This window comes from Streptomyces sp. NPDC002206 (genome assembly GCF_053593595.1).
On the sequence record NZ_JBSFCW010000025.1, the window covers coordinates 40,594 to 65,633 of the forward strand.

The 25,040-nt window shown below is 68.4% G+C and carries 23 protein-coding genes; 1 reads left to right on the forward strand and 22 read right to left on the reverse strand.

Annotation, left to right across the window (positions count from 1 at the left end):
* Positions 1-141 precede the first annotated feature (141 nt).
* Positions 142-2,013, forward strand: a complete 1,872-nt coding sequence (locus tag ACWCP8_RS31060) for a glycoside hydrolase family 18 chitinase (RefSeq protein ID WP_352262850.1) — start codon at positions 142-144, stop codon at positions 2,011-2,013.
* 182 nt (positions 2,014-2,195) lie between these two features.
* Here the strand turns inward: ACWCP8_RS31060 and ACWCP8_RS31065 are convergent, their stop codons facing one another.
* From ACWCP8_RS31065 to ACWCP8_RS31170, 22 genes are all read right to left on the reverse strand, one after another.
* A complete protein-coding gene (locus ACWCP8_RS31065) occupies positions 2,196-2,642 on the reverse strand; it encodes a DUF2550 domain-containing protein (RefSeq protein ID WP_352262849.1) in 447 nt (148 codons plus the stop codon).
* Between the two features lie 137 nt (positions 2,643-2,779).
* Positions 2,780-3,154, reverse strand: coding sequence for a F0F1 ATP synthase subunit epsilon (locus tag ACWCP8_RS31070; protein ID WP_030915989.1), 375 nt, complete (start codon positions 3,152-3,154; stop codon positions 2,780-2,782).
* Between the two features lie 110 nt (positions 3,155-3,264).
* Complete coding sequence (atpD, locus tag ACWCP8_RS31075; RefSeq protein WP_352262847.1) at positions 3,265-4,707, reverse strand: F0F1 ATP synthase subunit beta; 1,443 nt, start codon at positions 4,705-4,707, stop codon at positions 3,265-3,267.
* A complete protein-coding gene (locus ACWCP8_RS31080) occupies positions 4,707-5,621 on the reverse strand; it encodes a F0F1 ATP synthase subunit gamma (RefSeq protein ID WP_267001776.1) in 915 nt (304 codons plus the stop codon). Before ACWCP8_RS31080 ends, atpD begins: the two co-directional genes overlap by 1 nt.
* A 3-nt stretch (positions 5,622-5,624) precedes the next feature.
* Positions 5,625-7,196 carry a F0F1 ATP synthase subunit alpha gene (gene atpA / locus ACWCP8_RS31085; protein WP_352262845.1) on the reverse strand — a complete coding sequence of 524 codons (1,572 nt, stop codon included), beginning with the start codon at positions 7,194-7,196 and terminating at the stop codon, positions 5,625-5,627.
* 133 nt (positions 7,197-7,329) lie between these two features.
* The gene (locus tag ACWCP8_RS31090) at positions 7,330-8,145 is read right to left on the reverse strand and encodes a F0F1 ATP synthase subunit delta (protein WP_352262844.1); all 816 of its coding nucleotides are present in this window, start codon (positions 8,143-8,145) and stop codon (positions 7,330-7,332) included.
* Positions 8,142-8,675: a F0F1 ATP synthase subunit B gene (locus ACWCP8_RS31095; protein WP_451119517.1), complete on the reverse strand. Its 534-nt coding sequence runs from the start codon at positions 8,673-8,675 to the stop codon at positions 8,142-8,144. Before ACWCP8_RS31095 ends, ACWCP8_RS31090 begins: the two co-directional genes overlap by 4 nt.
* A 51-nt stretch (positions 8,676-8,726) precedes the next feature.
* A complete protein-coding gene (gene atpE, locus ACWCP8_RS31100; RefSeq protein ID WP_250967599.1) occupies positions 8,727-8,957 on the reverse strand; it encodes an ATP synthase F0 subunit C in 231 nt (76 codons plus the stop codon).
* A gap of 74 nt (positions 8,958-9,031) precedes the next feature.
* Positions 9,032-9,859: a F0F1 ATP synthase subunit A gene (gene atpB, locus ACWCP8_RS31105; protein ID WP_326605790.1), complete on the reverse strand. Its 828-nt coding sequence runs from the start codon at positions 9,857-9,859 to the stop codon at positions 9,032-9,034.
* 225 nt (positions 9,860-10,084) lie between these two features.
* Positions 10,085-10,522, reverse strand: coding sequence for a hypothetical protein (locus tag ACWCP8_RS31110; RefSeq protein ID WP_267001786.1), 438 nt, complete (start codon positions 10,520-10,522; stop codon positions 10,085-10,087).
* 262 nt (positions 10,523-10,784) lie between these two features.
* The gene (locus ACWCP8_RS31115; protein WP_451119486.1) at positions 10,785-12,170 is read right to left on the reverse strand and encodes an MraY family glycosyltransferase; all 1,386 of its coding nucleotides are present in this window, start codon (positions 12,168-12,170) and stop codon (positions 10,785-10,787) included.
* A gap of 92 nt (positions 12,171-12,262) precedes the next feature.
* Positions 12,263-13,528, reverse strand: a complete 1,266-nt coding sequence (locus tag ACWCP8_RS31120; RefSeq protein ID WP_352262838.1) for a serine hydroxymethyltransferase — start codon at positions 13,526-13,528, stop codon at positions 12,263-12,265.
* A gap of 97 nt (positions 13,529-13,625) precedes the next feature.
* The gene (locus ACWCP8_RS31125; protein ID WP_267001792.1) at positions 13,626-14,267 is read right to left on the reverse strand and encodes an arsenate reductase/protein-tyrosine-phosphatase family protein; all 642 of its coding nucleotides are present in this window, start codon (positions 14,265-14,267) and stop codon (positions 13,626-13,628) included.
* Positions 14,264-14,911 (reverse strand): L-threonylcarbamoyladenylate synthase, encoded by a 648-nt coding sequence (locus tag ACWCP8_RS31130; protein ID WP_030915951.1) that lies wholly within the window; start codon positions 14,909-14,911, stop codon positions 14,264-14,266. The genes ACWCP8_RS31125 and ACWCP8_RS31130 overlap by 4 nt, the downstream gene beginning before the upstream one ends.
* Positions 14,912-14,972: 61 nt before the next feature.
* A complete protein-coding gene (gene prmC, locus ACWCP8_RS31135) occupies positions 14,973-15,818 on the reverse strand; it encodes a peptide chain release factor N(5)-glutamine methyltransferase (RefSeq protein WP_451119488.1) in 846 nt (281 codons plus the stop codon).
* Positions 15,819-15,860: 42 nt separating this feature from the next.
* The gene (gene prfA, locus ACWCP8_RS31140; protein ID WP_352262833.1) at positions 15,861-16,937 is read right to left on the reverse strand and encodes a peptide chain release factor 1; all 1,077 of its coding nucleotides are present in this window, start codon (positions 16,935-16,937) and stop codon (positions 15,861-15,863) included.
* 190 nt (positions 16,938-17,127) lie between these two features.
* Positions 17,128-17,352: a 50S ribosomal protein L31 gene (gene rpmE, locus ACWCP8_RS31145; protein WP_030971552.1), complete on the reverse strand. Its 225-nt coding sequence runs from the start codon at positions 17,350-17,352 to the stop codon at positions 17,128-17,130.
* 182 nt (positions 17,353-17,534) lie between these two features.
* Positions 17,535-18,638 carry an LCP family protein gene (locus tag ACWCP8_RS31150; RefSeq protein ID WP_451119489.1) on the reverse strand — a complete coding sequence of 368 codons (1,104 nt, stop codon included), beginning with the start codon at positions 18,636-18,638 and terminating at the stop codon, positions 17,535-17,537.
* A 367-nt stretch (positions 18,639-19,005) separates the two neighbouring features.
* Positions 19,006-21,084, reverse strand: a complete 2,079-nt coding sequence (gene rho / locus ACWCP8_RS31155) for a transcription termination factor Rho (protein WP_451119491.1) — start codon at positions 21,082-21,084, stop codon at positions 19,006-19,008.
* Positions 21,085-21,468: 384 nt separating this feature from the next.
* Complete coding sequence (gene thrB / locus ACWCP8_RS31160) at positions 21,469-22,386, reverse strand: homoserine kinase (RefSeq protein WP_451119493.1); 918 nt, start codon at positions 22,384-22,386, stop codon at positions 21,469-21,471.
* Between the two features lie 255 nt (positions 22,387-22,641).
* On the reverse strand, positions 22,642-23,715 hold the full coding sequence (gene thrC, locus ACWCP8_RS31165; protein WP_326815013.1) for a threonine synthase: 1,074 nt from the start codon (positions 23,713-23,715) through the stop codon (positions 22,642-22,644).
* Between the two features lie 6 nt (positions 23,716-23,721).
* Positions 23,722-25,020: a homoserine dehydrogenase gene (locus ACWCP8_RS31170; protein WP_352263252.1), complete on the reverse strand. Its 1,299-nt coding sequence runs from the start codon at positions 25,018-25,020 to the stop codon at positions 23,722-23,724.
* Between the last annotated feature and the right edge of the window lie 20 nt (positions 25,021-25,040).

Genomic DNA, 25,040 nt, shown 5'->3' on the forward strand with positions numbered 1-25,040 from the left:
CTCTTGACGATTGGTCCAGACCTTCCTAACCTCACCGAACACACTGCGGTGAGCGCGCCATGACAAAGCGTGCTCAGGGCGGCGCAGGGTTGCAGTCCACGGACCACCCCCGTTTGTCCGGACCTCACCCGAGGAGCACCGTTGAGCACCGAAACCCCCCTACGTCGAACCAGATTCAGATTCGGCCTGGCCACCACCACCCGCACGAAGGCGATGGCGGGCCTCACCGCACTACTGCTCCCCCTCGCCGCAATGGTCGGACTGGCCACCCCGGCCCAGGCCGCCACCTCGGCGACCGCCACCTACGTCAAGAAGTCCGACTGGGGCACCGGCTTCGAGGGCCAGTGGACGGTGAAGAACACCGGCACCACCGCCCTCAGTTCCTGGACCATCGAGTGGGACTTCCCCTCCGGCACGTCGGTCACGTCCGCCTGGGACGCCACTGTCACCAGCTCCGGAACCCACTGGACCGCAAAGAACGCCGGCTGGAACGGTGCGGTCGCCCCCGGCGCCAGCGTCAGCTTCGGCTTCAACGGCGCCGGCCCCGGCGCCCCCACCGGCTGCAAGGTGAACGGCGCCTCCTGTGACGGCGGCAGCGTCCCCGGCGACAACGCCCCCTCGGCACCCGGCACTCCGACCGCGAGCAACATCACCGACACCGGTGTGAAGCTCACCTGGACAGCCGCCACCGACGACAACGGCGTCAAGAACTACGACGTGCTGCGCAACGGCAACAAGGTCACCACGGTCACCGGCCTGACCTACACCGACAGCGGGCTGACCGCCGGCAGCGACTACTCGTACACGATCCAGGCGCGTGACACCGCCGACCAGACGGGCCCGGCCAGCGGCTCGGTGGCCGTACACACCACGGGCGGCGGAGGAAACCCCGATCCCGGCAGCAAGGTCAAGCTCGGCTACTTCACCGAGTGGGGCGTCTACGACCGCAACTTCCACGTCAAGAACCTGGAGACCAGCGGCAGCGCCGCCAAGATCACGCACATCAACTACTCGTTCGGCAACGTCACCGGCGGCCAGTGCGCGATCGGCGACGCCTACGCCGCTTACCAGAAGACCTACGACGCGGCCTCCAGCGTCGACGGCACCGCCGACACCTGGGACCAGCCGGTGGCCGGCAACATCAACCAGCTGCGCGAGCTGAAGAAGATGCACCCGGGCCTCAAGGTCCTCTGGTCCTTCGGCGGCTGGACCTGGTCCGGCGGCTTCACCCAGGCCGCGCAGAACCCCACCGCTTTCGCCAACTCCTGCTACAACTTGGTCGAAGACCCGCGCTGGGCCGATGTCTTCGACGGCATCGACATCGACTGGGAGTACCCCAACGCCTGCGGTCTGTCCTGTGACAGCAGCGGCGCCGCGGCCTTCAAGAACGTGGTCTCCGCACTGCGGACGAAGTTCGGCAGCTCCAACCTGGTCACCGCGGCGATCACCGCCGACGCCTCGTCGGGCGGCAAGATCGACGCGACCGACTACGCGGGCGCGGCACAGTACGTCGACTGGTACAACGTGATGACGTACGACTTCTTCGGCGCCTGGGACGCGGACGGACCGACCGCCCCGCACTCCCCGCTCACCTCGTACAGCGGCATCCCGCTGGACGGCTACAACAGCGACGCCGCGATCACCAAGCTCAAGGGCAAGGGCATCGCGGGCAGCAAGCTGAACCTCGGCATCGGCTTCTACGGACGCGGCTGGACCGGCGTCACCCAGGCCACCCCGGGCGGCACGGCGACCGGTCCCGCGCCCGGCAAGTACGAGCAGGGCATCGAGGACTACAAGGTGCTCAAGACCAGCTGCCCGTCCACCGGCACCATCGCCGGCACTGCCTACGCCAAGTGCGGCAGCAACTGGTGGAGCTACGACACCCCGGCCACCATCGCCGGAAAGATGACCTACGTGAAGAACCAGGGTCTCAAGGGCGCGTTCTTCTGGGAGTTCAGCGGGGACACCAGCAACGGTGAACTCGTCAGCGCGATCGACAGCGGCCTGAGGTAGTCACCGCGGTCCTCGTGCAGAACAGCGCGTAACCCCGAAAAGCAGCCGGGGAGACAGGTCCGCCCCCTGTCTCCCCGGTTCTTCTCTGTGCCCGTGGTCATGCCCGTACATAAGGGGCCTCGGTCCAGGTTCACCGTTCCCGGAGTTCATCCGGGGGGACCCTTTACCGGCGAGGCCCTTTCTCAAGCAACATTGACTCGCTGGCCGGGCGGAGCCGCCTCCAGCCAGGCGAGAAATCCGGTGAGGGCGTCCTCGCTCATCGCCAGCTCCAGGCGGGTCTCGCGGTGGAGACAGCCGAGCACGACGGCGTCGGAGAGCAGCGCCAGCTCCTCCTCACCCTCGGGCAGCCGCCGGGAGACCACCTCGATCGCGGAACGCTCAAGAACCCGGCGGGGCCGGGGAGCGTACGAGAAGACCCGGAACCAGTCGATCCTGTCGCCGCTGTACCGGGCGACCCCGTACACCCAGCCCTTGCCCGAGAGATCGGGCTCGGCCGACACGTTCCACCGCACGCTGCAGTCGAACGTCCCGCCTGAGCGCTGAATCAGCCGCCGGCGCAGGCCGAAGACGAAGAGACCCACCGCGACCAGTACGACGACCAGGCCGCACACCCACAAAGCGAGGACCATCTCCACCGACCTCCTCGCATCGTCGAGTAACGGATACCACCCTGACTGCACCTGCACCTGCATCGCCTCAGCCGCGGCACGGTCTGGAGAGATCCAGCTCGGGCCGCGGCTGAGGATAAAAACATTCGGCGGGGTGCTTAACGCACCGCCACCGCACGGAGTCGGACATCGGCGCGACGCTCGGCGGCGCCGTCCGTCTCCGACTTCGCACGCTCCAGCGCACGCTCGGCGCGCTGGACATCGATCTCGTCCGCCAGCTCGGCGATCTCCGCCAGCAGCGACAGCTTGTCGTCCGCGAACGAGATGAAACCGCCGTGCACAGCCGCGACTACGGTTGGGCCCTCGCTCGTACGGATCGTCACCGGGCCCGACTCCAGCACACCGAGAAGCGGCTGGTGACCGGGCATGACGCCGATGTCGCCGGACGTGGTACGCGCGACGACCAGGGTGGCCTCGCCGGACCAGACACTGCGGTCCGCGGCGACCAGCTCGACGTGCAGCTCAGCAGCCAAGAGTGGCTCCTCGGGTCACCACCCGGCCGTTGCAGCCGGGTGTTGGGTCAATTCTACGGGGCGTGGTGAGGGGGACGGGACGCACCCGCCCCCCTCGGTGAGCCATGGGCTCAGGAGACGCCGAGCTCCTTGGCGTTGGCCTTGAGGTCCTCAATGCCACCGCACATGAAGAACGCCTGCTCCGGGAAGTGGTCGTACTCACCGTCGCAGATCGAGTTGAACGCGGCGATCGACTCCTCGAGCGGCACGTCCGAACCGTCCACGCCGGTGAACTGCTTGGCGACGTGGGTGTTCTGCGACAGGAAGCGCTCGACACGACGGGCACGGTGGACAACGAGCTTGTCCTCCTCGCCCAGCTCGTCGATACCGAGGATCGCGATGATGTCCTGGAGGTCCTTGTACTTCTGGAGGATCCCCTTGACACGCATGGCGGCCTCGTAGTGGTCCGCCGCGATGTAACGCGGGTCCAGGATGCGGGACGTCGAGTCCAGCGGGTCGACCGCCGGGTAGATGCCCTTCTCCGAGATCGGACGCGACAGAACGGTCGTCGCGTCCAGGTGGGCGAAGGTGGTCGCCGGCGCCGGGTCGGTCAGGTCGTCCGCGGGGACGTAGATCGCCTGCATCGAGGTGATCGAGTGACCACGGGTCGACGTGATGCGCTCCTGCAGCAGACCCATCTCGTCGGCCAGGTTCGGCTGGTAACCCACCGCGGACGGCATACGGCCGAGCAGCGTGGAGACCTCGGAGCCGGCCTGGGTGTAACGGAAGATGTTGTCGATGAAGAAGAGCACGTCCTGCTTCTGCACATCGCGGAAGTACTCCGCCATGGTCAGACCGGCAAGCGCGACACGCAGACGGGTGCCCGGGGGCTCGTCCATCTGGCCGAAGACAAGGGCGGTCTTGTCGATGACGCCCGACTCGGCCATTTCCTCGATGAGGTCGTTGCCCTCACGGGTACGCTCACCGACGCCCGCGAACACCGACACACCGTCGTGGTTGTTGGCGACGCGGTAGATCATTTCCTGGATCAGAACGGTCTTGCCGACACCGGCACCACCGAACAGGCCGATCTTTCCACCCTTGACGTACGGGGTGAGAAGGTCGATGACCTTGACGCCGGTCTCGAACATCTCGGTCTTGGACTCGAGCTGGTCGAAGCTGGGCGCCTTGCGGTGGATCGGCCAGCGCTCGGTGACCTCGGACTCGGCCTCCGGCTTGTTCAGGATCTCACCGAGGGTGTTGAATACCTTGCCCTTGGTCATCTCGCCGACCGGCACCGTGATGCCGGAACCCGTGTTCGTCACCGGGGCCTGGCGGACCAGACCATCGGTGGGCTGCATCGAGATCGCGCGGATCACGCCGTCGCCGAGGTGCTGGGCGACCTCGAGCGTCAGCTTCTTGATCTTGCCGTCCTCGGCCGGGTCGGCCACCTGGACAGTCAGCGCGTTGTAGATCTCCGGCATTGCGTCGACGGGGAACTCCACGTCGACGACCGGGCCGATGACCCGGGCGACGCGGCCCGTGGCAACGGCCGTCTCAACTGTGGTCGTCATTACTTGTCACTCCCCGCGGTCGCGTCGGCCAGCGCACTGGCACCACCGACGATCTCGCTGATTTCCTGGGTGATTTCGGCCTGGCGGGCCGCGTTGGCAAGCCGGGAGAGGCTCTTGATGAGATCTCCGGCGTTGTCGGTGGCCGACTTCATCGCGCGGCGGCGGGCAGCATGCTCGGAAGCAGCGGCCTGCAGCAGTGCGTTGTAGATCCGGCTCTCGACGTACCGCGGAAGCAGGGCGTCGAGGACGTCCTCCGCCGACGGCTCGAAGTCGAAGAGCGGCAGGATCTCGCCCTTGCCCTCTTCGGTCTTCGTCATGTCGAGGCTGAGCGGCAGCATCCGGTTGTCCACCGGGTTCTGCGTCATCATCGACACGAACTCAGTGAAGACGATGTGCAGCTCGTCCACGCCGCCCTCGGCGGTCTCCTGGGTGACCGCTTCGATCAGCGGGGCCGCAGCCCGCTTCGCATCCGCGTACGTCGGGCTGTCGGTGAAGCCGGTCCACGAGTCCGCGACCTTGCGCTCACGGAAGCCGTAGTAGGCGACACCCTTGCGGCCGATCACATACGTGACGACCTCCTTGCCCTCACCGCGCAGACGCTCGGTCAGTCGCTCCGCCGCCTTGATGGCGTTGGCGGAGTAACCGCCGGCCAGACCGCGGTCGCTCGTGATGAGCAGGATCGCGGCCCGCGCCGGAGCGTCGGCCTCGGTGGTCAGCGGGTGCTTGGTGGTGGAGCCGGTCGCCACCGCGGTCACCGCACGGGTGAGCTCGGTCGCGTACGGCGTCGACGCCGCCACCTGGCGCTGCGCCTTGACGATGCGCGAAGCGGCGATCATCTCCATCGCCTTGGTGATCTTCTTCGTGGCGGTGACGGAGCGAATGCGGCGCTTGTAAACGCGAAGCTGAGCGCCCATCGATCAGCCCTCGCCCAGGAGCTTGCCGTCCGAGGTCTCGAACTGCTGCTTGAAGGCGGCGATCGCCTCGGCGATCGACTGCAGCGTGTCGTCGGACATCTTGCCGCCCTCGGCGATGCTGGTCAGGAGCTCCTTGCGCTCGCGGCGCAGGTACTCCAGCAGCTCGCTCTCGAAGCGACGGATGTCCTCGACCGGGACGTCGTCCATCTTGCCGGTGGTACCGGCCCAGACGGAGACGACCTGCTCCTCGACGGGCATCGGCTGGTACTGGCCCTGCTTCAGCAGCTCGACCATGCGCTTACCGCGCTCCAGCGACGCCTTCGAGGCCGCGTCCAGGTCGGAACCGAAGGCGGCGAACGCCTCCAGCTCGCGGAACTGGGCGAGGTCCACACGGAGACGGCCGGAGACCTGCTTCATGGCCTTGTGCTGGGCGGAGCCACCGACACGGGAGACCGAGATACCGACGTTCAGGGCCGGACGCTGGCCGGCGTTGAACAGGTCGGACTCCAGGAAGCACTGACCGTCGGTGATGGAGATGACGTTGGTCGGGATGAACGCCGACACGTCGTTCGCCTTGGTCTCGACGATCGGGAGGCCCGTCATCGAACCGGCACCCATCGCGTCGGAGAGCTTCGCGCAGCGCTCCAGCAGACGCGAGTGGAGGTAGAAGACGTCGCCCGGGTAGGCCTCACGGCCCGGCGGACGGCGCAGCAGCAGCGACACGGCGCGGTAGGCGTCGGCCTGCTTCGAAAGGTCATCGAAGATGATCAGGACGTGCTTGCCCTGGTACATCCAGTGCTGACCGATGGCCGAACCGGTGTACGGCGCGAGGTACTTGAAGCCGGCCGGGTCGGACGCCGGGGCGGCGACGATGGTCGTGTACTCGAGCGCGCCGGCCTCTTCGAGGGCACCGCGCACGGAGGCGATGGTGGAGCCCTTCTGACCGATGGCGACGTAGATGCAGCGCACCTGCTTGTTCACGTCGCCCGAGCGCCAGTTGTCGCGCTGGTTGATGATCGTGTCGACGGCCAGAGCGGTCTTACCCGTCTGACGGTCACCAATGATCAGCTGACGCTGGCCACGGCCGATCGGCACCATGGCGTCGACGGCCTTGTAGCCGGTCTGCATCGGCTCGTGCACCGACTTACGGACCATGACGCCAGGGGCCTGCAGCTCGAGGGCGCGGCGGCTGTCGGTCGCGATCTCGCCGAGACCGTCGATCGGGTTGCCGAGCGGGTCGACGACGCGGCCGAGGTAACCCTCGCCGACGCCGACGGAGAGCACCTCACCGGTGCGCTGCACCGGCTGGCCCTCCTCGATCCCGCTGAACTCGCCGAGAACGATCGCACCGATCTCGCGCTCCTCGAGGTTGAGGGCGAGACCGAGGGTTCCGTCCTCGAACTTCAGCAGCTCGTTCGCCATGGCCGAGGGAAGACCCTCGACCTTCGCGATGCCGTCGCCGGCAACGCTGACCGTACCGACCTCCTCGCGCGAGGCCGCGTCCGGCTTGTACGACTGGACAAAGTTCTCCAGCGCGTCCCGGATCTCCTCCGGCCGGATCGTGAGCTCCGCCATCTGGGTTCCCTGCTCTCCTTGTTGGGCCCGAAGTTTCTTAAGGGGGTCTGGGGGCCGACCCCCAGGAATCTTCTGCAATTTCTGCACGGCCCAACCGGGCCGCTGGTCTTGCTTGTTCTGTTGCTGCGCTGCGTCAGCCGGCCATGCGACGGGTCGCCTCGTCGAGGCGCTCCGCGATGGTGCCGTTGATCAACTCGTCACCGACCCGCACCGCGATCCCACCGAGGACCGTCGGGTCCACGTCGAGGTTCAGGTGCATCGGCCGACCGTAGATCTTCGCCAGTGCGGCACCGAGGCGCTGCTTCTGCTGATCACTCAGCGGCACTGCCGACGTGACCACGGCGACCATGCGGTCCCGGCGCTCCGCGGCAAGCTTGGAGAGGGACTCGAGTCCCGCTTCCAGGCTACGTCCCCGGGGCTGGGTCACAAGCCGCACGACGACCCGCTCGGTGACGGGCCGCGCCTTGCCGCCGAGCAGGCTGCGCAGCAGCTCGCCCTTGGCGGCGGTGGACGCGGACCGGTTGGTGAGCGCGGCGCGCAGCTCCCTGTCGGAAGCCACGATCCGGCCGAACCGGAACAGCTCGTCCTCGACGTCGTCGAGGTCTCCGCTGCGCTGGGCTGCGGTGAGGTCTGCGATGTTCGCCAGCTCCTCGACCGAGTCGACCAGGTCACGCGACTGCGACCACCGGGAGCGGACCATGCCGGAGATCAGGTCGACGGTTTCGCCGCCCACCTGGCCCCGCAGCAGCCGTCCGGCCAGCTCCGCCTTGGCTTCGCCGGCCTGCGACGGGTCGGTCAGGACCCGCCGCAGTGAGACCTCGCGCTGGAGCAGCGCCGTGACGGCGGCCAGCTCCTCGGCGAGCTTCGCCACGTCGACCGACGTGCTGTCGGTCAGCGCGTCGAGACGCTCACGTGCGGCAGCCAGTGCCTCGCGGCTCGCGCCGTTCATCGGACAGCCTCGGCCTTCGCCTCGAGCTCGTCGAGGAAACGGTCGACGGTGCCGCTCTGCCGGGCGTGGTCCTCGAGGGACTCGCCGACGAGCTTGCCGGCCAGGTCGGTGGCGAGCTTGCCCACGTCCTGACGCAGCGCAGCGGCCGCAGCCTTGCGGTCGGCCTCGATCTGGGCGTGGCCGGCAGCGATGATCTCCTCGCGCTGCCGCTGGCCTTCCGCCCGCATCTCCTGGAGGATCACGGCGCCCTGCTCCTGTGCCTCCTGGCGCAGGCGCGCGGCCTCGTGACGGGCCTCGGCGAGCTGAGCCTTGTACTGCTCAAGAACGCTCTGGGCCTCGGTCTGGGCCGCATCGGCCTTTTCGATACCGCCTTCGATGGCCTCGCGGCGCTCGTCCAGAACCTTGTTGATGTTCGGGAGGAGCTTCTTGGCGAGGAAGCCGAAGACGATGAGGAAGGCGATGAGGCCGATGACGAGCTCGGGGATCGGCGGGACGAGAGGGTTTTCCGTCTCGGCCGCGGCCATAAGCATCTGGCTCACGTCATTGCCTTTCGTCTAGTGGGCTGGTCGTGGATCCGAAGATCACTGGCCGTAGACGAACGGCATGACCAGACCGATGAGGGCGAGCGCCTCACAGAAGGCGAAGCCGAGAATCTGGTTGGCACGGATGAGACCGGCAGCCTCGGGCTGACGGGCGAGAGCCTGGGTGCCGTTACCGAAGATGATGCCGACGCCGACGCCGGGGCCGATGGCGGCGAGGCCGTAACCGATGGAGCCGAGGGAGCCGGTGACGGCAGCAAGGGTCTGGGACATGCCAGTTCTTCCTTCTCTTTCACGGACCGGTGGGGGTTGGCCACCGGACGAATAAGGGTCGGAGCGCGAGATGCTCAGTGGTGCTTGGCGAGCGCGCCCTGGATGAAGGTGCAGGTCAGGAGTACGAAGACGTACGCCTGCAGCGCCTGAATGAAGAGCTCGAACGCGGTCATCACGATGACCATCACAAAGGAGACGCCCGCGTAGGCGATCCCGATGCCGTTGAGCAGGTACCAGCTGGCAATCGTGAACAGCAGCAGCAGCGTGTGGCCTGCAAACATGTTCGCGAAGAGTCGGACCGCGTGGGTGAAGGGGCGGACCAGCAGGTTCGAGAAGAACTCGATGAGCATGGCCAGCGGGAGCACCGGGCCGAGCGACTTGTCGTATCCGGTGAAGTTCTTGAAGGCGCCGACGAAGCCGTGACGCTTGAAGGTCAGGCTGACCCACAGGACGTACACGATCAGGGCCAGCACGATCGGGTACGCGATGATCGACGTCACCGGGAACTGCGCGACCGGGATGATCGACCAGAGGTTCATCATCCAGACGAAGAAGAACAGCGAGACAACGAGCGGGACGTACTTCTCGCCCTCACGCTTGCCGATCGTCTCGTAGACGATGCCGCGACGGATGAAGTCGTAGCCGCTCTCGGCAACCATCTGCAGCTTGCCCGGGACGACCTTCGGCTTACGGAAGGCGGCCCAGAAGAAACCGACGACGATGATCGAGCCGAGCAGGGCCAGCAGCATCGGCTTGTTGAAGTACAGGTTGCTGTCCGCGTCGCCCCAGAGGGGCTCGAACAGGAACGAGTGCAAGCCGGGTGCCGGGAAGCCACAACCGTTGTTCTGGAAGATGTGGCAATCGGTCTCGAAGGCGAGCACCTGTGTCGGGTCAGCACTCACCGCGGGCTCCTTCAGCGTGGCGCATAGGTACGGCAACCTCGTTGTGTCGGCGCGGCGCGCAGCCGCGGTTCGGCACTGGACTGGTGTTACGGATGTGTGAGCGGCAGTCAGGCATTGAGCCTCGCGATCGAGCAGGCGTCAGCTCACATGCCCGCGCCCGCAGTGCCGCAGTTGGAACCGGACGATAGCAGGGTCCGGAACGTGCACTTATTCCGCCCCTACCTTTCACGTCTGCGAGCCCGTGTTTTTGGGCTTGTCGCCCTGGTCGGACTCGGGCTCGACGTAAAGGATCTTGGCCTTCATGTGCGCACGCGCCTGTGCGCCGATCCACACGAGAGTCGTCGCAACCAGCGTGATCGCGAAGGCCTTCGGGTTGAACAGCGTCGTGTTCTTGAATGCGGCAACAAAGATGAACAGCAGCAGGAGCTGGGCTGTATACAGCATCAGCCCCATCGCCTGGAACAAGTGGGGCAGGGACCTCGCGGTCCGTTGCAGGACCATGAGGCCGATCCCCATGAAGAGGATCACCACGATCGTCGCAACGACCGCGCCCAGGGCTCCCTTGCCACCGGCAACGCCACCGCTGATGGCGGCGGCAACAGCGCCGGCGACAGCGGTGGGTACGGCGGCTTGAAGGAGAGTCCGGACGTCGTTGGACGGCATGGCGGCAGCTCCGCTTGCAGGGGGTGGGCAGTGTGTCGTCATGGACGAGCGTAGGCCCGGTTCGAGTCGATGCCTCGGGCCAATGGAGCGTCTCACTAGGCTCCTTCGGCTCCGTCACCGGGCTTAGTGAACGGTATCACAAACTATTTGATGAGGTCTTTACCAAGAAAGTGTGGTCGCTGTCACACATGAGAGTTAATCCGCGCGTGTGAGCAAAACAACTCAACGCTTTGTCTGGTAATGCCCTTCGGTGCCCGAATCGTTAGCGGGTCGTATCGGCTTTGTGTCTCTCCGGGAGGCGCGAACGAGGGCCGATCGCGGTCGCTCCGTTGACGCCGGAGACTCCCGCGACGACCGGGCGCCGCCCCTGGGGCCCCTCCGCGTCCTGCCCCATCTGCGCGCCCCTGGGCCCCTGTTGGGTCCCGTACGCAGATGAGGGCGCCGCTCCCGGCTCCTCGCCGTGATGGCCCCGGCGGCGGTAACGGGGCGGCACGAAGTGCTCCGCCCAGCGCGGGGCGCGCGGGGTGAAGCGGGGCATCAGCAGCAGGACCAGGCCCACGGCGCTCAGCCCCACGATGACCAGCACGATCCACAGCGATGCCGAGTGCACGGAGTAGCCGACCGTCCCGAAGGCGATCAGAGCCGACCAGAAATACATGATCAGCACGGCCCTGCTGTGCGAATGACCGATCTCCAGCAGCCGGTGGTGCAGATGGCCGCGGTCCGCCGCGAACGGCGACTGGCCGTTCCAGGTACGCCGCACGATCGCCAGCACCAGGTCGGCGGCCGGGATCGCGATGATGGTCAGCGGCAGCAGCAGCGGGATGAAGACCGGCAGCATCGCGTGGGTGGCCTCGCGCTCACTGCCCGCGAAGAGCTTCATCGCGTCCGGGTCGACCTGGCCCGTGACGGAGATCGCGCCGGCCGCCAGAACGAGGCCGATCAGCATCGATCCGGAGTCGCCCATGAAGATCCGGGCGGGATGCATGTTGTGCGGCAGGAAGCCGAGGCACATACCCATCAGGATCGCGGTGAAGAGCGTCGCGGGGGCGGCCGCCTCGATCATGTGCCCGTACCAGAGCCGGTACGTGTAGAGGAAGGACGCGGCGGAGGCGATGCACACCATGCCGGCCGCCAGGCCGTCCAGGCCGTCGACGAAGTTGACCGCGTTGATCGTGATGACGACCAGTGCGACGGTGAGCAGCGTGCCCTGCCACTGGGTGAGGGCGACCGTGCCGATGCCGGGGATCGGCAGCCAGAGGATCGTCAGACCCTGGATGACCATGACCGCGGCGGCGATCATCTGCCCGCCGAGCTTGATCAGCGCATCGATCTCGAACTTGTCGTCGAGGACGCCGATCAGCCAGATCAGGGCGGCGCCGGAGAGCAGCGCCCGCGGCTCGTTGGAGAGCTGGAAGACGCCGTCGAGGTTGTACAGATGGTCCGCGACGATCAGTCCGGCGCACAGCCCGCCGAACATGGCGATGCCGCCGAGCCGCGGTGTCGGTTCTCGGTGGACGTCACGCGCTCGGATCGCGGGCATCGCCCCGACCGCGATCGCGAACTTCCGCACCGGACCGGTCAGCAGATAGGTCACCGCGGCCGTGACACACAGTGTCAGCAAGTAATCACGCACGGGCTGCCCCACAGGTTTCGCCGGCCATCTCAGCCCACACCTTAACTACGTCGGCCTCATGGTTGAGGACACGGAGGTACGGGTGATGGTTGCACGAGCCACGTCTACCCCGGATAGGGGGGATATTTCCCTGCCAGTTCCCGCACCTCCGCACGGACGTCGCCTTCCTCACGTACAGCCGCCCCGAAGAGCACCGCGATCCGCGCCATGTCGGCGTCTCCCATGCCCTGGGTGGTGACCGCGGCGGTGCCGAGCCGGATGCCCCGGGCGTCCCCGTACGGCAGCGCGCAGGTGTCCAGCACCATGCCCGCAGCCGCGAGCCGCTCGCGGGCGGTACGGCCGTCGACGCCCAGCGGCGCCGGGTCCGCGACGATCAGATGGGTGTCCGTGCCGCCGGTGGTCACCTCGAAGCCCTCGGCCTCCAGGCCGGCCGCCAGCACCCGCGCATGTGCCACCACCTGGTGGGCGTACCCCGTGAACGCCGGTGTCGCCGCCTCCCCGAACGCCACCGCCTTGGCCGCGACGGTGTGCATCTGCGCCCCGCCCTGGGTGAAGGGGAAGACCGCCCGGTCGATCCGCTCGGCCAGCTCCGCGCCGCACAGGATCATGCCGCCGCGCGGCCCCCGCAGCACCTTGTGCGTGGTGGCGCACACCACATCGGCGTACGGGACGGGACTGGGCGCAGCTCCCCCGGCGATCAGCCCCATCGGATGCGCGGCATCGGCGATCAGATACGCGCCGACCTCGTCGGCGATCTCGCGGAACACCTCGTAGTCGGGGTGACGGGGGTACGAGATCGAGCCGCTGACGATCGCCTTGGGCCGGTGGGTGCGGGCCAGGGTGCGCACCTGCTCGTAGTCGATCAGACCGCTGTCGGAGTCGACCCCGTAGCCGATGAACTCGAACCAGCGGCCGGAGAAGTTGGCGGGCGAGCCATGGGTGAGGTGTCCGCCGTACGGGAGTCCCATCGCGAGGACCGTGTCGCCGGGGCGCAGCAGTGCCGCGTACGCCGCAAGGACGGCCGAGGAGCCGGAGTGCGACTGGACGTTGGCGTGCTCGGCACCGAAGAGCGTGGTGGCCCGCTGGACGGCGATGAGTTCGGCGGCGTCGGCCATCTCGCAGCCCCCGTGGTGGCGGGCGCCGGGGTATCCCTCGGCGTACTTGTTGGCGAGCGGTGAGCCGAGGGCGGCAAGGACCGCGGGCGAGGTGAAGTTCTCGGCGGCGATCAGCTGCAGCGTGCTCGACTGCCGGTGCAGCTCCCCCAGCAGCACATCGGCGATCTCCGGGTCCTCCCGGATCAGGGCTGCGAAGTCCTGCGGCAGGGCGGTGACGTGGGCGGAGGAGGGGGCGGCGGGGGTGGTGACCGACATCTGACGGCTCCGGGCCTGGAGTGGGGGTGCGCTGGCGTCAGATCCAAGGTAGGCCAGTACCCGGCTCGCTGCCTGCTGCACGCTGCCCCCGGACGCGTCAGTGCGGGGCCGGTACGCCCGTCAGTGCGGTGACCACCGGGTCGAGGGCCTGGTTGATCTCGTCGCCGACGGAGCGGAAGAACGTGATCGGGGCGCCGTACGGGTCGTACACCTCGTCGGCCTCGGCGGTGGGGGCCAGCAGCCAGCCGCGCAGCGCGGCTGCCGCGCGGACCAGCGCGCGGGCGCGTTCGACGACGCCCTCGTCGCGCGGGTCGGGCAGCGTCGCGGGGTCTATGGCCCGGACCAGCCGGGTGAATTCCTTGAGCGTGAACGTCCTCAGGCCGGCCGAGTGACCCATCGAGATCACCTGGGCGCGGTGGTCGCGGGTCGCGGTGAGGACGAGGTCGGCGCGGATCACGTGCTCGTCGAGCAGTTCGCGGCCGACGAAGCCGGTGGCGTCGGCGCCGAAGTCGGCCAGGACGATCTCGGCGTTGGCCTCCATGGGGGCGCCTTCGTGCCCCCAGGTGCCGGCGCTCTCCACGATCAGGCCGCCGCTGAGCGGATCGCCGAGCCGGTCCACCAGGGCATGGCGTGTCAGCCGCTCGGTGATCGGCGAGCGGCAGACGTTGCCGGTGCTGACGTGGAGGATGCGGAAGGTGTCGGTCCGCCCCGCTATACCACGCCCCTCAGGGGCGGTCAATTGGCCACCTCGAGGTCGGGTACCACCTTGCGGAGTTCCTCGACGGAGAGCGCACCGGCGCGCAGCAGTACCGGCACCTTGCCCGTGACGTCGACGATGGAGGACGGCACGATGCCGGGGGTCGGGCCGCCGTCGAGGTAGACGGAGACGGAGTCGCCGAGCATCTCCTGGGCTGCGTCGCAGTCCTCGGGAGACGGGTGTCCGGTGAGGTTGGCGCTGGAGACGGCCATCGGACCGACCTCGGTGAGCAGCTCGATGGCGACCGGGTGCAGCGGCATCCGGACGGCGACGGTGCCGCGGGTGTCGCCGAGGTCCCACTGGAGCGACGGCTGGTGCTTCGCGACGAGCGTGAGGGCGCCGGGCCAGAAGGCGTCGACGAGCTCCCAGGCCTGCTCCGAGAAGTCCGTGACCAGGCCGTGCAGGGTGTTCGGGGAGCCGATCAGGACAGGGGTGGGCATATTGCGGCCGCGGCCCTTGGCGTCGAGCAGGTCGGCGACGCCTTCGGAGCTGAAGGCGTCCGCACCGATCCCGTACACGGTGTCGGTGGGCAGCACGACCAGTTCGCCGCGGCGCACGGCGGACGCGGCTTCGCGCAGACCCGTCGTACGGTCGGTCGCGTCGTTGCAGTCGTATCGCCGTGCCATCAGCCGGCCTCCTCAAGCGTGTACGGGTACGGGTCGTGCGGGTGCGCGTGCGGGGCGCCGGTCACGGCATGGCCTTGCGGGCCGTGGCGAACCGGGGGCGCCCGTTCAGGTCGGGGTGGTCGGCCGCATCGGCCCAGCCCCGCTCCTCGGTGAAGATCCACGGCACCTGACCGCCCTGGGTGTCGGCGTGCTCGATGACGACGAGACCGCCGGGGCGCAGCAGACGGTGTGCGGTGCGTTCGATGCCGCGGATGGTGTCGAGACCGTCCTCGCCGGAGAAGAGCGCCATCTCCGGATCGTGGTCACGGGCCTCGGGTGCCACGTACTCCCACTCGGTGAGCGGGATGTACGGCGGGTTGGAGATGACCAGGTCGACCTGGCCGTCGAGCTCGGGAAGGGCCGTCAGGGCGTCTCCGCGGTGCACGGTGACCCTGGACCCCTCGGCGTTCTTCCGCGTCCAGGCGAGGGCCTTCTCGGACAGCTCCACGGCGTGCACACGCGAGCGCGGCACCTCCTGGGCCATGGCGAGGGCGATGGCGCCCGATCCCGTACAGAGGTCGACGATCATCGGCTCGACGACGTCCATCGCGCGGACGGCGTCTATCGCCCAGCCGACGACCGATTCGGTCTCCGGGCGGGGGACGAAGACGCCGGGGCCGACCTGGAGCTCCAGGTAGCGGAAGAAGGCGCGACCGGTGATGTGCTGGAGCGGCTCGCGGGCCTCGCGGCGGGCGATGGCCTCCCAGTACCGGGCGTCGAAGTCCGCGTCCGGCACATTGTGCAGCTCGCCCCGCTTGACGCCGTGCACGAACGCGGCGAGCTCCTCCGCATCGAATCGCGGTGAGGGTACACCGGCGTCGGCCAGCCGCTGGGTGGCCTGGGCCACCTCGGCGAGCAGCAGGTTCATCGCGGTTCTCCGTACGGTTTCACGGGCGGGGCGGGGTGTTGCTTATGCGACGGCGAGCTTGGCGGCGGAGTCGGCATCGACGCAAGCCTGGATGACTGCGTCCAGTTCACCGTCGAGCACCTGGTCCAAGTTGTACGCCTTGAATCCGACGCGGTGGTCCGAGATCCGGTTTTCCGGGAAGTTGTACGTGCGGATCTTCTCGGAACGGTCGACGGTACGCACCTGGCTGCGCCGGACGTCCGAGGCTTCCTGCTCAGCCGCCTCCTGGGCCGCGGCAAGCAGTCGCGACCGCAGGATACGCATCGCCTGCTCCTTGTTCTGGAGCTGGCTCTTCTCGTTCTGGCAGGAGGCGACGACACCGGTCGGCAGGTGCGTGATCCGGACAGCGGAGTCCGTCGTGTTGACGGACTGGCCGCCGGGGCCCGAGGAGCGGTAGACATCGATACGGAGATCGTTGGCGTGGATCTCGACGTCGACCTCCTCCGCCTCGGGCGTGACGAGCACACCGGCTGCCGATGTGTGGATACGGCCCTGGGACTCGGTGGACGGCACCCGCTGCACGCGGTGCACGCCGCCCTCGTACTTCAACCGGGCCCACACACCCTGGCCGGGCTCGGTGGCACCGTTGCCGCCCTTGGTCTTCACGGCGACCTGGACGTCCTTGTACCCGCCGAGCTCGGACTCGGTGGAGTCGATGATCTCGGTCTTCCAGCCGACGCGCTCGGCGTACCGCAGATACATGCGCAGCAGATCGCCGGCGAACAGGGCGGACTCGTCGCCGCCCGCGCCCGCCTTGATCTCCAGGAGCACGTCCTTGTCGTCGCTGGGGTCGCGCGGGACCAGGAGGAGGCGGAGCTTCTCGGTGAGCTCCTCGCGCTGCTTCTCCAGATCCTTCACCTCGGCCGCGAAGTCGGGGTCGTCCGCCGCGAACTCGCGGGCGGTCTCGATGTCGTCCCCGGTCTGCTTCCAGGAGCGGTACGTACCGACGATCGGGGTCAGCTCGGCGTAGCGCTTGTTGAGCTTGCGCGCGTTGGCCTGGTCGGAGTGGACCGCGGGATCCGCGAGCTTCTTCTCAAGATCGGCCTGTTCGCCGATCAGTTCCTCGACCGCCTCGAACATCGGGGGCTCCTGGGGGTGGGGGTATCCCCTGCTCATCAAGAGCTCGGGGAAGTGACTTCGACGTGCCTGCTGGAAGGCGTGGTGCTGTCCGGTCGGGGCTGCGGGGACGGGCCCGTACCCCCCGGCCGGAAAAAAACGCCGGTCTCGGCGCCCCCGGGAAGAGGGCGCCGAGAACCGGCGCAAGGGCTCGCTACTTGCTGGCGGAGCCTGCAGCCTTGCCGAAGCGGGCCTCGAAGCGGGCCACACGGCCACCGGTGTCGAGGATCTTCTGCTTGCCCGTGTAGAACGGGTGGCACTCGGAGCAGACGTCGGCACGGATGGCGCCGCCGCCGATGGTGGACCGCGTGGTGAACGACGCGCCACAGGTGCAGCTGACCTGCGTCTCGACGTACTCGGGGTGGATGTCGCGCTTCAAGGGTGTCTCCTAGGTTCGGGAGGGCGCCGGGTCGTACGCGCGGATTTGCGCATCCGTGAACCGGGGCCGACGTACCAGTCTGCCAGGACCGGCCGTATCTCCCAAAACCGGGGGCGGGCCGCAACTATTCCCGAGCGGTCCGGAACGTTCCGCGCATGCCGGGTCACCGGACTGCGGTGGTCCTACCGGACGACCTGGCCGGCATCGCCCTTGTCACCGGCCGACTTCTCGATGGCGGAGGCGGGGATCGGCTTGTCCTGCTTGAGGGCGGTCCACACCTGCTGTGCGGCCTTCTCCAGCGGTACGACGCGGTTCGGGTCGGCCGGGTCGTACTGCACGGGCAGCGTGACCATGTGGACGTTCTTCGAGCCGAGCCCCTTGAGGCCGTTGGCGAAGCCCGTGAGCTCCTTGACCGAACCCAGGTCGGAGTCGGTGGTGATGGCCTTGGTCGCCGTGTCCGCGAGGCCGAACAGCTTCTTCGGGTCGGAGAACACCCCCACGGTCTTCGCCTGTTCCATCAGCGCCTTGATGAAGGCCTGCTGGAGCTGGATGCGGCCGAGGTCGCTGCCGTCGCCGACGCTCTTGCGGGTGCGGACCAGGCCGAGCGACTGCTCTCCGTCGAGGGTGTGGGTGCCGGGCGTCAGATTCAGGTGACTCTTGGCGTCGTTGATCGCCTGCGTGGTGGTGATCTTGACGCCACCCAGCTGGTCGATGAGCTTCTTGAAGCCCGTGAAGTCGACTTCGAGGTAGTGGTCCATGCGGATGCCGGACATCGCCTCGACGGTCTTGACCGCGCAGGCCGGTCCGCCGACCTCGTACGCCGTGTTGAACATCGCGCGCTGCTCGCCCGGTACGGTCTCGCCGCTGGTGTCGCTCGTGCACTCGGGGCGGGTGACGAGGGTGTCGCGCGGGATGGAGACGACGCTCGCGGTCCTGTGGCCCTGATTGAGGTGCACGACCATCGCGGTGTCCGAGCGGGCGGTGCCTTCGTCCCTGCCGTACTCGGAGTTCGCGCCGGAGCGGGAGTCGGAGCCCAGGACGAGGATGTCCTGCGAGCCGTTGTCGACATCGGCCGGGCGGTTCTTGCCGAGCGCGGCGTTGATGTCGACGGCCTTGAGATTTCCGTTGAGCTTGAAGTACGCGTACCCCAGGCCCGTACCACCCACGACGACCACACCGGCCACGGTCCAGGCGGCTATGGCCGTCGCCCTGCGGCGGCGGGAAGGCTCCTTCCGGCGCTTGCCGGTGCCGTGTATTCGGCCGTTGCTCCCGCTCTGCCCGGTCATCCGTCTCCTCGATCCTCACCTGCCCCGGCTACCCCCTGCAGTGGTGTTCGGGTGCTGGTTCTGTCGCTTTGTCGCTATGAGTACGACGCGCCGGCTCGAAAAAGGGTTGCACAGCACCCTGTCGTGACCGGGTGAGGACGGAAGCCGCACACGACGGCGAGGAACGCCCGGTGATCCCGCGCTCACCTGCGGTTTCTTGCCGGTTACAGGCATCGCCGGGGCCCGGAGCGGAACGGTCGCTGTGTGGCGAAGGTCTCGGATCGGGCGGATCTGCCGAAAGGCCGGAAAACGATGCACGGGAACAGGGCCGCCCCCGTCACCGAGGTGACGGGGGCGGCCCTGTGACGACTGCCTGAGCGATACGACGTCAGTCGTTGCCGTTGCCCGGAGCGGGCGTCGTCTTCTGGATCTGGAGCAGGAACTCCGCGTTGGACTGGGTCTTCTTCATCCGGTCCAGGAGCAGTTCGATCGCCTGCTGCTGGTCGAGTGCGTGCAGCACCCGGCGCAGCTTCCAGACAATCGCCAACTCGTCGCTGCCGAGCAGGATTTCTTCCTTACGGGTGCTGGACGCGTCAACGTCCACCGCCGGGAAGATGCGCTTGTCCGAGAGCTTCCGGTCGAGCTTGAGCTCCATGTTGCCGGTGCCCTTGAACTCCTCGAAGATCACCTCGTCCATGCGCGAGCCGGTCTCGACGAGCGCGGTGGCCAGGATGGTCAGCGAGCCGCCGTCCTCGATGTTGCGCGCGGCGCCGAAGAAGCGCTTCGGCGGGTACAGCGCGGTCGAGTCGACACCACCGGACAGGATGCGACCGGATGCCGGGGCCGCGAGGTTGTACGCGCGGCCGAGGCGGGTGATCGAGTCCAGCAGGACGACCACGTCGTGACCCAGCTCGACGAGACGCTTGGCGCGCTCGATGGCCAGCTCGGCGACGGTGGTGTGGTCCTCGGCGGGACGGTCGAAGGTCGAGGAGATGACCTCGCCCTTCACCGACCGCTGCATGTCGGTGACCTCTTCCGGACGCTCGTCGACCAGGACGACCATCAGGTGGCACTCGGGGCTGTTGACGGTGATCGCGTTGGCGATCGCCTGCAGAATCATGGTCTTGCCGGTCTTCGGCGGGGCCACGATCAGACCACGCTGGCCCTTGCCGATCGGTGCGACCAGGTCGATGATCCGCGTCGTCAGGACGTTGGAGTCGGTCTCCAGACGGAGCCGGTCCTGCGGGTAGAGCGGGGTCAGCTTCTGGAACTCCGGGCGGCCACGGCCGCTTTCGGGAGCCATGCCGTTGACCGAGTCGAGGCGGACCAGCGCGTTGAACTTCTCGCGGCGCTCGCCGTCCTTGGGCTGGCGCACCGCACCGGTGACGTGGTCACCCTTGCGCAGGCCGTTCTTGCGGACCTGGGCGAGCGACACGTACACGTCGTTCGGGCCCGGCAGGTAGCCGGAGGTCCGGATGAACGCGTAGTTGTCGAGGATGTCCAGGATGCCCGCGACGGGGATCAGGACGTCGTCGTCGGTGACCGGCGGCGCCTCGCTCGCGAAGTCGTCGCGGCCACGGCGGCCACGGCGGTCGCGGTAGCGGCCACGGCGACCGCGACGGCCGCCTGCCTCGTCGTCGTAACCGTCGTCCTGCGGTCCGCCGCCACCCTGCTGGCCCTGACCCTGACCCTGACCCTGGCTCTGGCCCTGGCCCTGGCCCTGGCGCTGCTGGCCCTGGCCCTGGCGCTGCTGGCCCTGGCCACCGCCCTGCTCGTCGCCCTTGCCGCGCCGGTCGCGCTGACGGTCACGGCGGTCGCCACGCTCACCGCGGTCGCCACGCTCACCGCGGTCGCCACGCTGACCGCGGTCGCCACGGTCGCCACGGTCGCCACGGCGGCCTTCGGCGGTGTCCACGGCGGCTTCGGCCTTCGCCTCGGCGCGGTCGTCGCCCTTCGGCTCGGCCTGCGTCTCCACCTTGGCCTCGGCCTTGGGCTCCGCCTTGACGTCCGGGCTGCCCGCTTGCGCGGTCGCACGGCGCCGACGACGCTCACCCGTGGGCTGGTCGTCGCTGGCCGGCTGGCCGGGGATGTCGATCTGCTGCTGGGCCGTGGCCTTCTCGGCGGGCGCGGCGGCGGACTCGTCCCCCGTGCGCGCCTTGGAGGTGGCGCGGCGCTTCGGCTTGGTCTCGGCGTCCGCGGCGGCGGGCGCTGCGGCAGCCTTGGGCGCAGCGCTTCCGCCCTGCGCCTCCTTGATGACCTCGATCAGCTGGCTCTTGCGCATCCGCGCAGTGCCCTTGATACCGAGGCCGGACGCGACCTGCTGCAGCTCGGCCAGGACCATGCCATCGAGGCCGGTGCCGGAGCGGCGGCGCCGTGCGGTGGTGCCAGTGGCAGCACCTTCGGCGGGCGCGGAGCTGTCGACGGTCTTGTCGGCAGTCACGCCCATCAGATCGGTGGTGTCGCTCACGAAGGGTCCTTCCCTGGAGCGGACGTCGGCCTTCTGGCTCGGCGACCGGTTGTGCTGTCCGACTGCGGTCTTTGAATCTTGCGGACCGTGCCGGGGCGGTGGTCCGCCGGGTACGGCGGAGAGATGAGTGTGCAAGGGTCCGGCGCGAGCATCCCCCTGCTCGGCCCACTCCTGGACAAGCGAGGGGTGTCGTGCCGGTTCCGGAGCGTGCTCGAAACTGCTCAGGCAGGCTGCTCAGGCAGTTGGGGAGGCTCTCGGAAGAAATGGTGGCCCCGGAAAGGGACACGAAGCAACGCGCCACATAGACGTCGGTTGCAGACTTGAGGTTAACACTACCGGCTCCAACAAACATTCCCCCTCTCACTCACCGGCAATCACTTCTCGCTACGGGGCGAGCGGCAGAACACTCGCACCCGAGGCGTCGAGAGTGAGCCGGTTGGCCGCCCATCCCTCGCCCGCCAGCCGTGCGACCTTGTCGGCCGCACCGTCCTCGGCCAGCGCGAGCACGGTCGGCCCGGCACCGGAGATGACTGCAGGGACGCCGTCGGCGCGCAGTCGGTTCACAAGTTCCACGCTCTCGGCCATTGCGGGGGCGCGGTATTCCTGGTGCAGCCGGTCCTCGGTCGCGGCGAGCAGCAGCTCGGGGCGCCTGGTCACGGCTTCGACGAGGAGGGCCGCACGGCCGGCGTTGAACGCGGCGTCGACGTGCGGGACGGTACGTGGCAGCAGTCCGCGGGCGGTCTCGGTGAGCACCGGCTGGCCGGGGACGAAAACCACCGGAACGATGGAATCCGAGGGATCCATCCTGATCGCGCGGGCAGACCCGCCGTCCATCCAGGCCAGCGTGAAGCCGCCGAGCAGGCATGCCGCGACATTGTCGGGGTGGCCCTCGATCTCGGTGGCGAGCTCCAGCAGTGCCGCGTCGTCGAGCCGGGCATCGCCACCGGTCGTCACAGCGCGGGCCGCGACGATACCGGCGCAGATGGCCGCGGAGGAGGAGCCGAGGCCACGCCCGTGCGGGATGCGGTTGGCGCAGACGATCTCCAGGCCGCGGGGCTGTCCGCCGAGCAGGTCGAAGGCCGTACGCAGGGAGCGCACGAGGAGGTGGCTCTCGTCGCGGGGCAGGGTGTCGGCACCCTCGCCGGCGATGTCGATGTGCAGGCCGGCGTCGGCGACGCGGACGACGACGTCGTCGTACAGCCCCAGCGACAGGCCGAGGGCGTCAAAACCCGGGCCCAGGTTGGCGCTGGTAGCGGGGACGCGCACCCGGACGGCGGCGGCTCGGAAGGCGGGACCGGCCATCGCTTCGACGACTCTCCTTGTGAGGCAGTGGGGATTGTTGCGGCGGGGATTGTGGCGGTGGATATTTCGTAGGCCTGTGGAGAACCCGACGGCCACGAAGGCGACACCGCGGCAATTGCGGCGGGGCGGGTTGACTACAGCTTATCGAAGGAAGGTTCTGTCGCGACATAGGGCGCACAGGAGGCGCACGATGCGTGTCGCACGCCTCCTATGCGCTCTCCGCCCCGAAAAGGGGCGGTTGAGCTGCTGATGTCTTTACTGCACGAGGCCCAGCTTCTCCGCGGCGGTGGCCGCGTCGACCGGTACGGTGACGGGCTGCGGGGCGCCCGCGACGGCCCAGTCGGGGTCCTTCAGGCCGTTGCCGGTGACCGTGCAGACGATCTTCTGACCGGGGTCGACCTTGCCCTCTTCGGCGGCCTTGAGCAGACCGGCGACCGATGCGGCCGAGGCAGGCTCGACGAAGACGCCCTCCTGGGAGGCCAACAGGCGGTAGGCAGAAAGGATTTGACGGTCCGTCACCTCGTCGATGAAGCCGCCCGACTCGTCGCGCGCGTCCAGCGCGTACTGCCAGGAGGCCGGGTTGCCGATCCGGATCGCGGTGGCGATGGTCGACGGGTCCTTGACGATCTCGCCGCGGACGATGGGCGCGGATCCCGAGGCCTGGAAGCCCCACATGCGCGGCTTGTGCGTCGACATGGCATCCGCGGCGTACTCCGTGTAACCCTTCCAGTACGCGGTGATGTTGCCCGCATTGCCGACTGGGAGGACATGGATGTCGGGGGCGTCGCCGAGCGCGTCGACGATCTCGAACGCCGCGGTCTTCTGACCCTCGATGCGGACCGGATTGACCGAATTGACCAACGCCACCGGATAGTTGTCCGAGAGCGAGCGGGCCAGCGTCAGGCAGTCGTCGAAGTTGCCGTCGACCTGGAGGATCTTGGCGCCGTGGACGAGCGCCTGGCCCATCTTGCCGAGAGCGATCTTGCCCTGCGGTACGAGGACGGCGCAGACCATGCCCGCCCGCACCGCGTACGCGGCGGCGGAGGCGGAGGTGTTGCCGGTGGAGGCGCAGATGACGGCCTTGGCGCCCTCCTCCTTGGCCCGGGTGATCGCCATCGTCATACCGCGGTCCTTGAAGGACCCGGTGGGGTTGGCGCCCTCGACCTTGAGGTGCACCTCGCAGCCCGTGCGCTCGGAGAGGACCTGAGCGGGAACGAGCGGCGTACCACCCTCACGAAGCGTGACGACCGGCGTCGTGCTCGTGACCGGAAGGCGGTCCCGGTACTCCTCGATGATGCCGCGCCACTGGTGGGTGCCCTTGCTGGTCATGGGTCCTTACTCCCCTTCAACACGCATGATGCTGGCGACACCGCGCACGGTGTCGAGCTTGCGCAGCGCCTCGACGGTCGCCGAGAGGGCGGCGTCGGGCGCGCGGTGGGTGACGACGACGAGGGATGCCTCGCCGCCTCCGTCCTGGCGGCCTTGCTGGCGGACCGTATCGATGGACACGCCCTGTTCGGCGAAGACCGTCGCGACCTGGGCGAGTACGCCAGGCTTGTCGGCCACGTCGAGACTGATGTGGTACCGCGTGACGACCTCGCCCATGGGGCTGACCGGCAGACGCGTGTACGCGGACTCACCGGGGCCGGTGGCCTCGTTGAGCTTGTTGCGGCAGACCGCGACCAGGTCGCCGAGTACCGCGGAGGCGGTCGGGGAACCGCCCGCGCCGGGGCCGTAGAACATCAGCTGCCCGGCGGCCTCCGCCTCGACGAAGACCGCGTTGTACGCCTCACGGACGGAGGCCAGCGGGTGGCTGAGCGGGATCATCGCCGGGTGCACGCGCGCGGTGACGGACCGGCCGTCGGCGGCGCGCTCGCAGATGGCGAGGAGTTTGACGGTGCAGCCCATGCGGCGGGCCGACGCGATGTCGGCCGCGGTGACCTCGGTGATGCCCTCGCGGTGCACCTCGCCGATCCGCACCCGGGTGTGGAAGGCGATTCCGGCGAGGATCGCGGCCTTGGCGGCGGCGTCGAAGCCCTCGACGTCGGCGGTCGGGTCGGCCTCGGCGTACCCGAGGGCGGTGGCCTCGTCGAGCGCCTCGGAGTAGCCCGCGCCGCTGGTGTCCATCTTGTCGAGGATGAAGTTGGTCGTGCCGTTGACGATGCCCAGCACCCGGTTGACCTTGTCACCGACGAGGGACTCGCGCAGTGGCCGCACGAGCGGAATGGCACCGGCCACAGCCGCCTCGTAATAGAGGTCCCGGCCGTACTGTTCGGCGGTGGCGTGCAGAGCGGCGCCGTCCTCGGCGAGCAGTGCCTTGTTGGCGGAGACGACACTCGCGCCGTGCTCGAAGGCGGTGGTGATGAGTGCGCGAGCCGGCTCGATGCCGCCGATGACCTCGATGACGACGTCGATGTCGCCCCGTTTGACCAGGGCGGTCGCATCGGTGGTGATCAGCGCGGGGTCGATCCCCTCCCGCGCCTTCGAGGGCCGGCGGACAGCGACACCGGCGAGCTCGATGGGCGCGCCGATGCGCGCGGCGAGGTCGTCGGCGTGCGTCGTCATGATGCGCGCCACCTCTGAGCCGACCACTCCACAGCCCAGCAGCGCCACCTTCAGCGGACGCGTACGCATCATCCGACCTCGTTTCTCAT